We start from the raw sequence: 13885 nt of genomic DNA on the forward strand, positions 1-13885 counted from the left end.
GGGCTCCGTGGCGACGCAGGGCCAGCTGGCGGACGTCTCGCTGCCAGACTCGTTCACCCGCGTGGGCAATCGCATCTTCTTCACCGCCCTCGACGCCAGCGACGAAGGCCAGTTGTGGTCCGTGCCGGCCACCTTCAGTTGCCCGCCGGGGCTGACGGGATCGCGCGAGTAGGCAGGGCCGACACCGGGGCGGCTCACCGCCCCGGTGTCCCAACGCGCGATGCGGTACAATCCGCTGGCCCACCGTGACCGCGCTGGAATGTCCTCCGACCTGCTGGAAATCTCCGACCTCATCGTCGACTACGACGTCGCGACGCTCCAGCCCCGGCCGGTGTCGCGCGAGTCCGTCGTGGCGCGGCTCATGGCGAACGGGCAGCGGTCCGCCGCGCGGCTCGTGCAGCGGCTTCCCGCTTCGAATGACACGCTCGACGTCGAGGCCTGCAATCTGGCCCTCCTGCGCTCGCACATCGAGCTGCAGCGGCTGAGCGAGGAGTTCCTGCAAGCAGACCGCCTCCGCGGCGTGCTGTTACCCCTGCTGCAAGCGCTGCGCGACGCCGGCGTGAAGCCTCCGCTGCGCATCGTCGACGTCGGGTGCGGGCTCGGCTACGTCGTCCGCTCGCTCGCGGCGCATGGCCGGCTGGGACGCGATGTTGAAATCATCGGCTGTGACATGAACGTGGCGCTGATTGAAAACGCCAGGCGGCTCGCTGAAGAGGAATCCCTCTCATGCGAGCTCAAGGTCGCCAACGCGTTCCAGCTCGAACAGCCTGGTCACGTCTTCATCTCCACGGGCGTGATGCATCACTTCCGTGGGAGCGACCTTGACGCGTTCTTCGCGGGCCAGCGGCAGGGGCACGCCTTCGTTCACTACGACATCCAGCGCTCGGTGCTCTCGCCCTGGGGCGCGTGGATCTTCCACCAGACCCGCATGCGTGAGCCGCTCGCGCGCCACGACGGTGTCGTCTCCGCACGGCGCGTCCATTCCACGGAGACCCTGCTGTCGGCGGCCCGGACGGCGACGGGGTTCACCTGCGCATCCCTCGACGGTGCCCGGAACTTCCTCGGTGCCGTGCTCCGCCCGATGACCGCCACGCTGGGTGCCCGTGCGGAGCTGTGGGCGCCGCTCATGCGCAGCATGGGCCCACTGCGCGCGAGGCTGGGGCCCACCGGATGAACGCCGTCCTTCCGGTGCTGCTCGCGCTGCTCGCCATCACCGATGCCTCGTTCTGCGGCTTCCGGGTCGCCACCGGCCGGGATGCCCGCATCTTCAAGGCCGACTTCTACCGGTACGCCATCCGCCGGGGCATGGGGCGGGGACTCTTCACGACCGCGATCGTGGGCTGCGGAATCGCCGGGGCCTGCCTGTTCACGCCGGGCCTGTTCGCGCAGCTCCTCGTCTGCGCACAGGCCCTGCTCTGGGTGCTCCTGCCGTACGCGACCCTGACCTTGATGGGCATGGGCGTCTGGGCGGCGGCGGAGGCCGATGTGCGGACGCTCGCGAGCGTGGTGGTCCTGGGGCCGTTCACGCTGATCCGCCCCTGGGTCATCGCCGCGGCGGCCATCCTGGGCGCCTGGAAGGCCCCGGGCCTCACGGCCGCGCTCGTCACCGTCGCTGCGTGCGGCATCCAGCTCGCGCTCGAACCCTGGCTGAACGCCGGCATGCAGACCAGGCTCCCGGGCCGTGGTTCCGGCGAGACCGTGAAACAGGAATCGTAAGCGTTCACGGGGTGGGGCTCGCCTGAGGTGCCCGTGGGGTTGCGACCGGACCACCCAGGGGCAGGACTCGAACCCGCGCCCCGCAGGGCTATGCCCGCTCCCAGAGGATGTCCCCGCCGCGCCCGGGGACCGCCCTGCCCGCGCTCCCGACGGGCTCTACCCTCCCGTCGCACAGGAAGCCGATGCCGGCCGCGTCATGCGCGGGAACCTTCGCGAGGAAGCGCGCGCCCTCCGTGCCGCGTCCGACGATGACGCCAAACCGGGGGCTCCCGTCCCGCTCGTACAACACCGTGTACGTTTCGATGACGCCGGGGCCGGTGAAGTCCTCGATGAACGGAGGAATGGGACCCCGCGCGGCGTCCGCCTCCGCCTGGGGTTCGGGGAAAGGGGGTCGCGCGCTCGCGGGCAGGGGCTCCCGCGTGAGCACGAGGCTGTGGTTGTACGTCGCGAAGCCGCCGTTGCCGAAGAGCAGGCCCTGGCGGCCCTGCTCGCGCAACTGTTGCACCATGCGGACCACCGCGTGGCCCATGTAGTTGGCGATGGGGCCTCCGCCGAACGTCAGGCCACCGACCACGGTGGCGGGCTTGTCCAGCGGCCAGCCCAGCACCCGGCGCGCCATCTTCGGCACACAGGGGAAGCAGCTGTAGAGCTCCACGCAATCCAGCGCATCGACGGTCAGCCCGTTCAGCTCCAGCGCGCGGCGGAGCGAGACCGCCATGCTCGGCGAGCCCGCGTAGCCATCCCGGGCGAGGAAGTCCTCCGCCTCGTGGGCCGCCGCGCCCCGCCCCACGTACACGAGCCGGGCTTCCGGCACGCCGTGCGCGCGGGCCCGGGCCAGGCTGGTGACGAGGAAGCCCGCGCCCTGGTTGACCGAGCTGTTGGCCACCATCCGCTTCCAGTACGGAAACGCGATGGGGCGGTTGGCCGCGGACGGCGTGAGGATGTCCTCCACCGACAGGGGCTCGCGCAGCCACGCGCCCGGATTGCCCGCGGCGACCTGGGAGAAGCACGACCAGAGAAGGCCGCTCTCCCGCTGCGCCTCCTCCAGCGTCTGGCCCCACGCGGCACGGCAGGCGTTCTCATACAGGGGATAGACGTCCACGGGCGCCAGCAACCCGTAGCGTCGCCGGTAGGCCTCACGAGCCTGGACGCCGATGGTGCTCGCTGCGTTGTGCGCGGAGGGCGCGCCCCCGGCCGCCAGGGCCGCGCGCCGGGCCGCCGTGCGCAGGGCCTCGCCGCCCACGACCGCCGCGACCTCCACCTCGCCCGCGGCGATGCGGTTCGCGGCCTCATCGAGCAGCCGTACGGGGCTGTCACCACTCGCCTCCGCCGTCTGCTCAAGAAGGCGCGGCCGAGCCCCCAGTCGCTCCGCCAGTGACAACGGCAGCGGCCCCAACCGCGGGAACGAGAGCTGCTCCACCACCGCCAGCGAGTCGAGCCGTTCGAGCCACCCTCCTCCCGCGTCGGCATCCGCCAACCGGAGCGCGGCCTCCATCAGGCCCCGCGAGTCCAGCCCCTGGAGCGGATCCTCGGGACGGTCGTTCACCTGCCCCACGCCCACGATGACGGGAATCCTGTTCGCGGCCTTCATCCCTGGCTCCCTGGTGGCACCACGAAGTCGTGCTCCCACGGAGGCGTGCTCCGGTCAATGCGTCCCGCCCCCGGTGGGTCACTCGGCGGCGGCTCTCCTCACAAAGAGACGGCCCTGCGCACCGCCGGTCGTTGGGAGTGACGCCGGACGTACTCCACCAGCCGCGGATGCCCGCCGAGCAGCATCAGCGTGTTCGCGAGGTGGAGGCTGGAGGCCATCACCACGTCGGCGGCGGTGAACACCCCTCCCACGAGGAACTCACGGTCGCCGAGGCCCTCGTGGATGACGTCGAGCACGGCCGTGAGCCGGGTCCTGTGCCTCGCGACCTCCTCATCCGAGTACCTGCGCTCCTCCGGCGACTGCGCGTCTCGGTAGAACTCCAGCACCACCGAATCGAGGCTCATCTCGGTGAAAGCCATCCATCCGTAATAGGGGCCGCGCTCCGCGGAGCCCACGGGTGGCGCCAGCTGCTTCTCCGGGAAGCGGTCGGCCAGGTGCAGACAGATGGCCAGGGACTCCAGCAGCGTGACGTCCCCATCCACCAGGGCGGGGAGCTCGCCCAGGGGATGCACCGCCAGATAGGCAGGCGTGGTGTGCTCCTGTCGAGCCATGTTGACCTTGACCAGCTCGTAGGGCACGCCGAGTTCCTCCAGCAGCCAGCGGGCACGGACCGCTCGGGTCCTGGGGGCGAAGTAGAGCTTCATGGGTGGCACTCCTGAGGGTTGCGTGAGGCCACACGATGCGGCGACTGGAGTGCTCCGACAATGAGGTCCCAGCCGAACTCATTGTCAGGTTAGGCTTGACGGCCATGATCCCACCCGCCGACATGGTCCTCTTCGCGACGGTCGTCCGAGAGGAGAGCTTCACCCGGGCGGCACTCAAGCTCGGCATCACCAAGCAGACCGTCAGCGAGCGCATCCGCCACCTGGAGGAGCGGTTGGGGGTGCGGCTGCTCGAACGGACCACGCGGCGCCTGCGGGTCACCGGGGCCGGAGTGATGTACTCCGAGCGCTGCTCCGCCATCGCCGCGCTCATCGAAGAAGCGAACAGCGAGGTCCAACAAGGACTGGCGGATCCTACCGGCCTGCTGCGGGTCTCCTCGCCCGTGCTCTATGGCCGCCGGTACCTCACCCCCGTGATTTCGAAGTACCTCGCCCGCTATCCCCAGGCGCGGGTGGAGCTGGTGCTGGCGGACCGCCGCCCCCACCTCATCGAAGAGGGCTTCGACGTCGCGATCCACCTGGGCCCGCTCAATGACTCGTCCCTCGTCGCGCGAAAGCTGGGAGAGGGCGCGGTCCGCTTCGTGGCAAGCCCCCGCTTCCTGTCGAAGCACGGCACGCCGGACGCCAGGGAGCTCCGCTCCGCGCGCTGCATTGGCTTCAGTGCGTTCGAGACGTGGGAGGCCGGAGGGGTGAAGTCCCGGATCGATCCGGTCCTGATGGTGAATGACAGCGAGCTCGCGTGCGAGGCAGCCATCGCGGGAGTCGGCATCGCGCGCGTCCCGGACATCGTCTGCCGGGAGGCCGTCCGCGACGGCCGGCTGAAGGTCCTCTTCGGTCCCCAGCCCGCGATGCTGCGGGCCATCCACGTCGTCTACCCGAGCCGGCTGAACCTTCCGAACAAGGTCCGGCTCTTCGTCGATGCCCTGGCGACACTCGCGGAACCCCCGCCGCAGCGGACCCGCAGCCGGAAGCGGAAGTAGGGCCCACCTGTGCGCGGTGATGAAGCGGCCTCGCCGAGGGTTTCTGGCTGCGCGATTTGTTAGAGAGCTTCTGGCGACCTCCCTAGACTGGCGGACATGACGACCTCCGCCTCCGACGCCTCCCGGCTGCTGGACCTGCTGTGGGAGCGCTATGCCTCCGAAGTCCCCTTCGCGCGCACCTTCGTGGCGCTGTCAGGGGGACACTTCCGCAACGACCACGTCGCGTTCCGCACGCTCGCGCGGCCGGGCGGAGGCATCGCGCTGTTCTCGCGGGTGTTCGAGCGCTTCGGCTGGCGTCCGGCCGGGACGTACACGTTCCCGGACGCGCACCTGTCCGCCATCTACCTCTCCCATCCGGACGGGCTGCCGCGCGTCTTCCTCTCCGAGCTGAAGTCGGAGGAGCTGTCGCCGCGCGCCCGCGAGCTGCTCGCCGCGCTCCCGGTGGATCCGCCGCCGCCGGAGGACGTGGACGCGCTCGCGGCGTGGTTCGCGCCGCCGTCCCCGCCGGACGAGGCTGGGCTGCTGGAGCTGGAGAAGGAGACGCAGTACGGCGCGTGGCTGCTCGCGTTCGGCCGCAAGGTGAACCACTTCACCGGCGCGGTGGACGACGTGGAGGCGTGGCAGCGGCGCATGCGCGACGCGGGCGTGCCCATGAAGACAGACATCGAGGGCGCACCCGGCACGTCCTTGCGACAGACGGCCACGCACGCATCTCCCCTGCCCCTGACGCTCCGGGGCGGCGGCACGCGCATGTGGCCCTATGCGTACTTCGAGATCGCCGAGCGCTCCGGCGGCTTCGACGGTTTCCTGGGCCCGCAGGCCCGCGCGCTGTTCGACATGACGAAGCGGAGCTGAAGCGCACCGCCACGCCGGGGCCTACGGGTTCAAATCCCGTACTCCTCGCCAATAAGAAGGGCCCGGAATCGCAAGGTTCCGGGCCCTTCGTCTCTTCAGCGCCCGGGCTTCTCCTTAAGCATCCGGTCCAGCCCAAGGGGCCGGTAGCCGCGGGACGCGGCACGTTGGGAGCGTAAGTGAATCCGCGCCGACGAGCCTATCGTTGCTGAGCCTGCTGCCGAGCCCACGCCTCTAAGAGTCAGGTGCCCCTTCCGTCATGCATGAGCCCGGCCGATGAGTCGTCACGGCTCGCGCCTCTGTCAATCAACCGGTTCACGGTCCCGCTGAACACACTCGCCGGACATGCAGTGTTGAATCTTGGCATTGCAGCCATTACCGCACTCTCCGCAGTTCTTCATGTCCGACCGCAGATTCACACATTTGCCGCCACACAGCGTCTTCCCATCAGGGCACACCTTCGACCTGCACACACCCGCGACGCATTTCCCACCCCCGGCGCAGGCGCGTCCGCAACCACTGCAGTGTCTGGCGTCGTTCTGGAAGTCCGCGCAATCGTCGCCACACCGCGCCGTTCCAGCGCGACAGACAACAGAGACCTGGCCGACACAGTTGATCCACTGCAACGCCGCAGCGCCCACGTGTGCCTGACACGAGCAATCGGTTGCTCCCTCCGTGCGCGACACGTTGTAGCAATTCGCCGAGCTGTCGGCTTCCGCCCGGACAATGCACGACGCCCGCTGGGAGTTCGGCGGACATGCTCCTCCGAAGAGTTCATCTCGGCCCTCATTTCGGGTGCCGAATAGACCCGCAGCATACTTGAAGGTCTTCGTGAAGACGACGCGTGGTTCCGTTTCTGGAGAACGGTCCGACAAGCAGAGGTAGTTGTCTGTCCACGTGTGCGGGTCGTTAGGCTCGAACCACTGCAGGCAAGCGCGGCCAGGGACGACGCCCGCTTCGCTCCAAGACATGTGCAAGTTCGGATTGCTGGAACACAGGAAGTTGTCCGTCCATGTCGTGGCAGCCGGCTCGGCATCCTCGTAGACTTGTACACAGTTCATTCCGGCGATTGGTCCAGCCGTAGACCATCGGAACGTGGTCGTCGTCGAGGGCGTGCAGAAGAAATTGTCATCCCAGACGCCCGGAGGCTCAGCGCCTTCGTTGAGTGAGATGCATGTCATGCCGGGCAAAGTCCCCCGCGCACTCCATGCAATGGTCAATCCATTGAAGACGAGCATGCGCACGCCAGGGTCCGCGACGGCCGGGCCATACAGTTTCTGCACCGCTGCAATGTCGCCGGCCGACAAATGGCCATTGTTACTCCACGAGCCTGAACAGTAGTTCATGACCGATGCGCGATCCCAGGTGCCCTCTGCAGTGCACGCGCTCCCTGAGGGTGCGTCGTTGCACCACGCGAGGGGGGTATCGGGCCGGTTCTGTTCGTGGCCGAAGGAGAGCGCATGACCGAATTCATGGACCGCAACAGTGTCGATGCACTTCAGCCGCGCTTCTTCCGTGGCGGAGCAAGAAGTCACCCAGTTCTTGAAGGTGAAGTTCAGCGCCATTCCGCCCGGCACCCCGCGGAGTGCCGTGCCAAGCCCTTTGGTATGCGGTGCGTTGTCGTTCGGCTTTTCTCCGGTCTTGAGCGGTCTGTCCTCGTGCGCGATGCGGATGCCGGGAAAGGGCAGTTGGGGATGAGTGGGGCAGACATCCCAACCAAAGAACGTGAGCGAAGAATGGTTCTCCCACGTCCGGCGTACCGCCTCACGCACCTGCAGGCGGGACGTCTCGAACTCGGGCGCCATGGCGCTGGCCTCCCAGCAAACCGGAATGTTGCGAGACCAGCGGCTCTGCGTTGCGACGCATTGCTGCGATGTGATGACCGTAGGCTGCGCGATGACCACCGTCGGGTACACCGCCGCGACAAAGGGGATGAGAGAGAGTAATAGCAATTGGAGTGAGGTCCGTCTTTGCATCTCTGCTGCCCGATTCATGCTTCGCTTCATGGTTCTCCTCCGCAGAAGCGGACGTCAGTAGGAACGCATGCGCCGTTTCGACCAATCCACCCGCGACCAGAGGCTCGGCGGAAACAGCTCGAGCGGGCCCTGTTTGTCAGCCAGGACCGTGCGCAGCGCGTCCATTCCCTCCAGCCCCCCCAGGGACGTGAGCTCGGTGCAGCCGCTGAGGTCCAGGTGCTCCACGCCTCGCAGGTGGACCAGCTGCCGGATGGAGGCGAGTGGGTTGTTGGTCAGCACCAGCTCGTTGGGACGGCGCGGCGGATTTCGGTCCCCCAGGAAGACGGCAGTGGGCACCTGGTCGAGTGAACGAAGCCTCAAGGCGGTGTCGAAGCCGAGCGCGCACAGCTCCGGGTGGTCCGCGATGGGCGCGAGGTCGGTCGCGGCCAGCCTCTTGATGTCGAGGGTGCGCAATCGTGGCGCGCGCGCCAGCAGGCGAAGCGCCGCGTCGTCGACATAGCCCACGGTGAGCGCGGTCATGGGAAGTCGCGAGCCCTGGCTGTACCTGTCCAGCGTGGGGAGCTGGAGATGCAACTCCTCCGCGTCGGGAAGCGCCGCGAAGACGGCGGGGTCCGGGTCGTCCTCGACATCGGACAGATTCAGCATGGGGGACCCGGCACCTCGCGATGACCCGGGCCGCCGAGACGGAGAGCCGCCCGGAGAAAGAGAGCGAACGCAGAGTGCGGAGCGTCGTGCGCGCCGAGAAGTCATTGCCCTCTTCGGGAAGCGCGAGCTCCAGCGATTCGAGGGGAAGGTCTTCGAGGCCCGTGGTGGAGAGGGGCTGGTGCTCGTGGACGGCCAGCCGCCGGAGCGTTATCAGGCCGTGCCAGCGCACGGAGGTCGCCGAGGGCCCCTCCGCGAAGGCAGAAGACCTCCAGGCTACGGCTCCGCGCGATTCCCTCGAGGTCAAGAATTCCTCTCGCCAGATGCCTGGCCCAGTCATACCTGTCCGCGGAGGGTTCCGCATGGTTGCGCGAGGAGAGTTCGGCATGGCGCAGCGAGGGCAGCCCGGCGAGGGCCCCCGCGCCGATGATGCCGGTGGACGAGTTTACCCGGAGGCCCTCGAGTGCCGTCAGGCCCGTGAGCCAGCGAACATCGAACGACTCGCCGAGGAGACGCGGACATTCCACGGTCAGTGAGCGGATCTCGCTCCGAAGGGCGGCGGCTCTCGGCCCGGTCGCGACGCGGAGGGCCCGCACCACCTCGATGACACGCAGCGCGTGCACGTCCATCTTCAGCTGGGGCTCATCCTCGAACCAAAGCTCTCCGGTCCAGAGCAGGCCATGACTGCTTCGCAGGCCTTCGAATGGCGGGGGCTCGTAGCGAACCGTCCGGAACATCAGCTCATCGGTCACTCCCGTCCATTTGCCGACTTTCCACATCACCTGTCCCCCATCAGGTGGAGTGTACCCGCGCGGACGGTAGCTCGCACCGCGGCCATTCTGCTGGCCACGCGGGTCGCGCTCGCTCGACCCTGGTGGGCCGCATGTGCCCCCAGTGAGCCCCTCCAGCGGGGCTGAGAACGGGACAAGACGGGGCGAGACGGGATGGAGCGGCACAACGAACCGACGTGAGCTCAAGGCGATAGCGGGTAACAGCGCGTCCTGCCTGGGGTTTGCTATCGCCCTGCCCACGGGTTCAAGTCCCGTACTCCTCGCTGCGGATGCTTCTGCCCCTCCACGCGGAAGAAGCCGCAGACCGCCGCATACAGCGCGTCGTTCGTGAACGCCTTCGTCTTGCCGACCACGGGCCCCGGAGGCGCGTGCATGTTCGACGGTGCGGTGGGCTGCCGCATCGCACAGCGCGCCCATGCATTGCCCGCACGGGCTGTCGGAGAGCCAGCCGCCCTGGTTCCAGGTGATGCGCATCGTGATCGATCCGCCGGCCTTCATGCCATCCAGACTCGCCTTGTGGAGGATCTTGCACTCGCAATGGTCGCGATTGCCCTGCGAGTTCGAATGGTGCAGCTTGCCGCCGCAGGGGGGGGTTGGCCGGCCCATGCGGCTTGGCATCGCCACGGGCCTTCGACGACTTGATGCCCCTTCAGCGGCAGGTGGGGGTACCGCGCCTCGGCCCGTAGCTGGGAGAGGGAGTCTTCACGTCCTCCAGGACCTCGCGCCAGTCGAGCGTGAGGGACTCGGCGAGCGTGCCTTCCTGGGGCGTGGTCTTGCGGTACTGACGCACGCCCTCCACGCCTTCCGGAGGTCCGAGGGGCTCCCCCACGCCGAGCTGCTTCGTCTTGCGCGTGAGCTCCAGCTTCAGCGTGTCCCCGTCGAGCGTCCAGGTGCCGTACTTCTTGTAGTCGTCGACGAGGAACTCGAGCACCACCCGGCCGTCTGGACAGAAGTTGTAGGTGTCCAGGGTGCTGGCGTACTCGTTCTCGAGGATGAGGCCCGCGGCGTCGGGTTGCCAGTCCTCGCGCCCGGCGGAAGGCGCTGGCCTCGCCGCGCGCAGGCGGCACTGCAGGGTGGAGAGCTGGGCGCGCTTGTCGGGCACCGCGGCCTTCTTCAGCGCCGAGAGCCCCTGCGTGAGCGTGCCGGCCCGGGCCCAGCCGAGCAGCCGCGTCTCCGACTGGACGAGGTACCACGTCCCCTCCGTGGCCAGCAGGGTGACGGTGCTCCCCACGCGCAGCTTCGCGACCGTCTCCGCGTCGTCCCGGCGCGTGCGCAGCAGCGGGAAGGAGGTGGCCACCTTCGGCTTCAGGCCCGAGGCGTACAGCTCCGGCAGCACGACCGTCGCCCCGAGCATCGCACCGTCGTCGACGTTCACCTTCTTCCGGAGCACCCGGGCCGGAATCCAGCCGAGCACGTCCTCTGATGTGCCCGCCACACCCGCGAGGTACCAGCCTCCATCAACATCCGCCGGATCCGGCTTGAAGGCATGCAGCGAGAGGGCGCGCTCGGGCCCGACCAGGGTGACGACGTCCGTGCTTCCAGGAGTCTGCTGGAGCAGCACCTGGCCCGGAGGCGGGAGGACGCGGCCCACGGCGTAGAGCTCCTGCGGCACCTCGGTGAAGCCCGGCTGCTTCGCGTCGTAGAGGTACTTGTCGCGGCGTGCCCAGCCGTCTGCCATGGGGACGTCGCAGAGGAGGAAGCCGTTGCCGGAGGCGCTCGGTGTCCCGGGAGGCAGCGGCACCTCCCGGAGCGCGGTGCCCTCCTGACGGAAGAGGCGGAAGCGCGCCTCGCCGTGGACGAGCACCTCACGGAGCTTGTCGCTGTTGTCGAGGTCCAGCACGGTGACGCCGCGCACTCCGGGCAGCTCACCTTCGGCGACGGCCGCGCCAGCGCTGAGCCGGAAGGCGCCGGGCTTCGTCACCTCGAGCGTGATGTGCTCGCGCGTGCCGTCGCCATCCAGGTCCGCGTCGGCCTCCTTCGTGGGAGAGGACGAGGCGGTGGCGGTGAGCACGGCGGCGAGCACGAGAGCGCATGCGCTGGACATGCGGCAACTCTGATGCACGACCGCCGTGCCAGACAAGGCGGCTGCGGGGCAGGTGCGGGCGGGGCTCGTTTGATGATGGAGAAGGAGTCTGCGATTGCCGCTTCGCCGCGCCCCCCGGACGCGGTGACAACCGTACCTTGTCCTGGCTCCGCTCCCATCAGGTGCGCGGCAGGGGCCCGGACTTCCTGGCAGTCTTGAGCCTGGCCCCGGTGGACCACAGCGCCCAGCCCATCAGCACGGGCTGGAAGAACAGCCGCGCCAGCCGCTGGGTGTCCGTATCGAGGCCGAACGCGGGGAGGTGTTTGGCGTACTGATGCAGGTTGCCGGGAAAAACCGCCGCGAAGAAGGCCGCCAGTCCCAACCCGACGAGGGCCCGGTGCCGCTTGTTGAAGAGCAGGGTCAGCCCGAGTCCTATCTCGACCACACCGGAAAGCAGGACCACGGTGTCCTTGTCCATCGGGACCCAGTCAGGCACCTGCGCCTGGAAGGGCGCTCGCGCGAAGCTGAGATGCCCCGTGCCGGCCCCGACCATCAACGCGCCCAGCAGCCCACGACCCACGTCCTGCACGGGTGTTGTCCGGATCTCTTGCAGCACGTGTCTCCTCCGCTCCAGCCTTCCGCTTTCCGGAATATGAGGTGGGGAGCGGGAGGGTGCACACCGCGAGGCGGAGCCTGCCTGGCTGCTGCCTCTTCCTCGCCGGGGCACGCCCTTATAAAGCGGAGCTGAGAAAGGCAGGCGCATCCTCCATGGGAACGTGGCTCAACGTGGCCTTCATCCAGTGTGCGGATATCGCCCGGGTCGAGAGGGAACTCTCACGCTTGTTGGTGGAGGCGGGGCGGCGATTGACAACCCCCAGGCCGCGCACCCCGGAGCGGTCCGATCGCATGCAGTACGGGCTCGGTGACGAGGTGCAGCGCTGGGGCCTTGCGGGGTTTCACGGCGCCCCCGGGTGGACCGTCCTGCGCACCGCACCCTTCGAACTCCTGATGCAGGGGACCCCGTCGCTTCTCGCACGCCTTTCCTCGCGGCTGGGCGTGCCCGCCTTTCAGTACAACATCTACGACAGCACCCCCGAGTTCTTGATGGAGGTGGATGCCGCTGGGCGCGTCGAACTCTCAGGGTTCGTCGGTCAGGAGGTGACGCGTTATTGGAACAGCGAACCGCCGATGGGGCGTACGTGGACGCGGTTTCATCTCATCGACCCAACGGCAGTGGCCGCATGGGCGGAGTCGGCCATGCCAGAGGCGCGTGTGACCGAATGGATCTCTCCCTCCAGCGACCGCCCGCCCAGGACGGAATTCGACATGTTTTTTGAGTCACAGCGGGTGGATCTCCTGCGGTGGCTCGGCCAGTTCGGCCAGCTCGGCACGCGAATCGTTTCTGGAAGCCAGGAGTGGAGCGTTCATCCCGCGCACATCGTTCGCAGGCTCGCTCAAGCTGGCAGCGCGTGTCTCTCCGCGGAAGAGTGCGTGGAGCCGGCCATCAAGACTGTCTTTGGCGGACCGAACGCCGAGCACTGCGACAACCTCTTTCTCGTGGAGACGCTCGTTCCCCATGCACCCATGCCCGTCGAGGGGTTCGTGCTGTACGCGGAAGCGGGCAACCCGTAGAAAAGGAGCGAGAAGCCGCAGCTGCATGTGGATATGGCTTCGTCATTGGAGTGAGCACCCAACAACACAAAGACGTATTGTTGCGACGGAATCCGGCCCTCAATATTGTCGTCACGGGGTGCAAAAGATGACCACTCAAGGCCCCCTCCTTCTCAACGTCTATGCACCTGCCCTAACGGGTGACGACGACCGCACGATCGCCGCCGTCCATGGCTTTGAGCGAGCATTGCCAGGCTTGCGCCTGGAGTGGAGAGTGACCGAGAAGCAGCGGCTTGCCGTGTTGCCACAACGTGATGCGTGGTTGGCTGAGGCGAGCACGCGCGGCGAGTTTCCGCTGGTATGCAATGGCGATGAGCGCTACCCCGTGATGATTTCTGGGCAGCCTCAATCAGCGTATGTGAGCCCAGGCGGTCAGTCACAGCTACAAGTTCATGCGGAATTGCCACTGGACGCGACTCTCATCGCTGCAGCGGCGGATGTGCTTGAAGCCGTGGCAGAGGGCACACGCGCGTTCTGGGGGCAGGCGACGCCGGACGGTGCTGCGCTGGACATCGCGTATCAGATAGCACCCACGCGGGAAGGGCCGCCGGCCCCACGCCGGGGGTTGCCCGCCCTCAAGATCTTCGAGCACATCCGCTCGCCCGAAACTCCCTATTACCTCGGGTGGCTGAACTACTGGTCGGCCGCCGCCGCACGGGCCATCGGGTTCCCGGACCCTGCGCGCGACACCGAACTGCTCTCACGGACGCAGCGCACGGCGACGGGCGGGTGGGTCGTGCGGCTCACGGATGCGCCGCTCGACCTGGACGACCCTGCCCATCTGGACACGCTCAAGCGCGCCTATGAGCGCTTCCCGGAGATCGGCGGACGCGCAGCGTCTTGATCCGCGTTGCCGCCCGGAGGCAAGAGCCCTCTGCGCTCGCACGTGTGTGGGGAGAGGCGTCGCGGCCCGGGGGAAGG

At 68.0% G+C, this 13885-nt stretch carries 13 protein-coding genes; 7 read left to right on the forward strand and 6 right to left on the reverse strand.

Annotation, left to right across the window (positions count from 1 at the left end):
* Positions 1 to 259: 259 nt before the first annotated feature.
* Together D7V93_RS22965 and D7V93_RS22970 are read left to right on the forward strand one after the other, a co-directional pair.
* A complete protein-coding gene (locus D7V93_RS22965) occupies positions 260 to 1174 on the forward strand; it encodes a class I SAM-dependent methyltransferase (protein WP_120645448.1) in 915 nt (304 codons plus the stop codon).
* Positions 1171 to 1716: a hypothetical protein gene (locus tag D7V93_RS22970; protein ID WP_120645449.1), complete on the forward strand. Its 546-nt coding sequence runs from the start codon at positions 1171 to 1173 to the stop codon at positions 1714 to 1716. The genes D7V93_RS22965 and D7V93_RS22970 overlap by 4 nt, the downstream gene beginning before the upstream one ends.
* Before the next feature lie 88 nt (positions 1717 to 1804).
* Here the strand turns inward: D7V93_RS22970 and D7V93_RS22975 are convergent, their stop codons facing one another.
* On the reverse strand, positions 1805 to 3307 hold the full coding sequence (locus D7V93_RS22975) for a TLP1 C-terminal extension domain-containing protein (protein WP_120645450.1): 1503 nt from the start codon (positions 3305 to 3307) through the stop codon (positions 1805 to 1807).
* Positions 3308 to 3405: 98 nt separating this feature from the next.
* Positions 3406 to 4011: a glutathione S-transferase family protein gene (locus D7V93_RS22980; RefSeq protein WP_120645451.1), complete on the reverse strand. Its 606-nt coding sequence runs from the start codon at positions 4009 to 4011 to the stop codon at positions 3406 to 3408.
* Between the two features lie 104 nt (positions 4012 to 4115).
* Between D7V93_RS22980 and D7V93_RS22985 the strand changes: the two genes are divergently transcribed.
* Together D7V93_RS22985 and D7V93_RS22990 are read left to right on the forward strand one after the other, a co-directional pair.
* Positions 4116 to 5009, forward strand: a complete 894-nt coding sequence (locus D7V93_RS22985; RefSeq protein WP_167509489.1) for a LysR family transcriptional regulator — start codon at positions 4116 to 4118, stop codon at positions 5007 to 5009.
* Positions 5010 to 5105: 96 nt separating this feature from the next.
* Positions 5106 to 5864, forward strand: coding sequence for a DUF1338 domain-containing protein (locus D7V93_RS22990; protein ID WP_120645453.1), 759 nt, complete (start codon positions 5106 to 5108; stop codon positions 5862 to 5864).
* 299 nt (positions 5865 to 6163) lie between these two features.
* Here D7V93_RS22990 and D7V93_RS44490 read toward each other — a convergent pair whose 3' ends face one another.
* From D7V93_RS44490 to D7V93_RS23005, 4 genes are all read right to left on the reverse strand, one after another.
* Positions 6164 to 7867: a hypothetical protein gene (locus D7V93_RS44490; protein WP_147451282.1), complete on the reverse strand. Its 1704-nt coding sequence runs from the start codon at positions 7865 to 7867 to the stop codon at positions 6164 to 6166.
* 24 nt (positions 7868 to 7891) lie between these two features.
* On the reverse strand, positions 7892 to 8482 hold the full coding sequence (locus D7V93_RS22995) for a leucine-rich repeat domain-containing protein (protein ID WP_120645454.1): 591 nt from the start codon (positions 8480 to 8482) through the stop codon (positions 7892 to 7894).
* Positions 8483 to 9919: 1437 nt separating this feature from the next.
* Positions 9920 to 11314: a hypothetical protein gene (locus D7V93_RS23000; RefSeq protein WP_147451283.1), complete on the reverse strand. Its 1395-nt coding sequence runs from the start codon at positions 11312 to 11314 to the stop codon at positions 9920 to 9922.
* Positions 11315 to 11471: 157 nt separating this feature from the next.
* Positions 11472 to 11909, reverse strand: coding sequence for a DoxX family protein (locus D7V93_RS23005; protein ID WP_120645456.1), 438 nt, complete (start codon positions 11907 to 11909; stop codon positions 11472 to 11474).
* 152 nt (positions 11910 to 12061) lie between these two features.
* Here D7V93_RS23005 and D7V93_RS45115 point away from each other — a divergent pair, with 152 nt between their 5' ends.
* The 3 genes from D7V93_RS45115 to D7V93_RS23015 are packed head-to-tail and all read left to right on the forward strand — an operon-like array spanning position 12062 to position 13808.
* Complete coding sequence (locus D7V93_RS45115; protein ID WP_158623828.1) at positions 12062 to 12925, forward strand: hypothetical protein; 864 nt, start codon at positions 12062 to 12064, stop codon at positions 12923 to 12925.
* Positions 12926 to 12975: 50 nt separating this feature from the next.
* The gene (locus D7V93_RS46795) at positions 12976 to 13056 is read left to right on the forward strand and encodes a hypothetical protein (protein WP_244237454.1); all 81 of its coding nucleotides are present in this window, start codon (positions 12976 to 12978) and stop codon (positions 13054 to 13056) included.
* Positions 13053 to 13808, forward strand: coding sequence for a DUF5953 family protein (locus D7V93_RS23015; RefSeq protein WP_120645458.1), 756 nt, complete (start codon positions 13053 to 13055; stop codon positions 13806 to 13808). Before D7V93_RS46795 ends, D7V93_RS23015 begins: the two co-directional genes overlap by 4 nt.
* Positions 13809 to 13885 lie beyond the last annotated feature (77 nt).

Source organism: Corallococcus llansteffanensis (genome assembly GCF_003612055.1).
GTDB classification, from domain to species: domain Bacteria; phylum Myxococcota; class Myxococcia; order Myxococcales; family Myxococcaceae; genus Corallococcus; species Corallococcus llansteffanensis.

Bases quoted from the DNA above. Each gene is read 5' to 3' on its own strand.
- D7V93_RS22965 (WP_120645448.1), top strand. From the start codon at position 260: ATGTCCTCCGACCTGCTGGAAATCTCCGACCTCATCGTCGACTACGAC.
- D7V93_RS22970 (WP_120645449.1), top strand. From the start codon at position 1,171: ATGAACGCCGTCCTTCCGGTGCTGCTCGCGCTGCTCGCCATCACCGAT.
- D7V93_RS22975 (WP_120645450.1), bottom strand. From the start codon at position 3,307: ATGAAGGCCGCGAACAGGATTCCCGTCATCGTGGGCGTGGGGCAGGTG.
- D7V93_RS22980 (WP_120645451.1), bottom strand. From the start codon at position 4,011: ATGAAGCTCTACTTCGCCCCCAGGACCCGAGCGGTCCGTGCCCGCTGG.
- D7V93_RS22985 (WP_167509489.1), top strand. From the start codon at position 4,116: ATGATCCCACCCGCCGACATGGTCCTCTTCGCGACGGTCGTCCGAGAG.
- D7V93_RS22990 (WP_120645453.1), top strand. From the start codon at position 5,106: ATGACGACCTCCGCCTCCGACGCCTCCCGGCTGCTGGACCTGCTGTGG.
- D7V93_RS44490 (WP_147451282.1), bottom strand. From the start codon at position 7,867: ATGAAGCGAAGCATGAATCGGGCAGCAGAGATGCAAAGACGGACCTCA.
- D7V93_RS22995 (WP_120645454.1), bottom strand. From the start codon at position 8,482: ATGCTGAATCTGTCCGATGTCGAGGACGACCCGGACCCCGCCGTCTTC.
- D7V93_RS23000 (WP_147451283.1), bottom strand. From the start codon at position 11,314: ATGTCCAGCGCATGCGCTCTCGTGCTCGCCGCCGTGCTCACCGCCACC.
- D7V93_RS45115 (WP_158623828.1), top strand. From the start codon at position 12,062: ATGGGAACGTGGCTCAACGTGGCCTTCATCCAGTGTGCGGATATCGCC.
- D7V93_RS23015 (WP_120645458.1), top strand. From the start codon at position 13,053: ATGACCACTCAAGGCCCCCTCCTTCTCAACGTCTATGCACCTGCCCTA.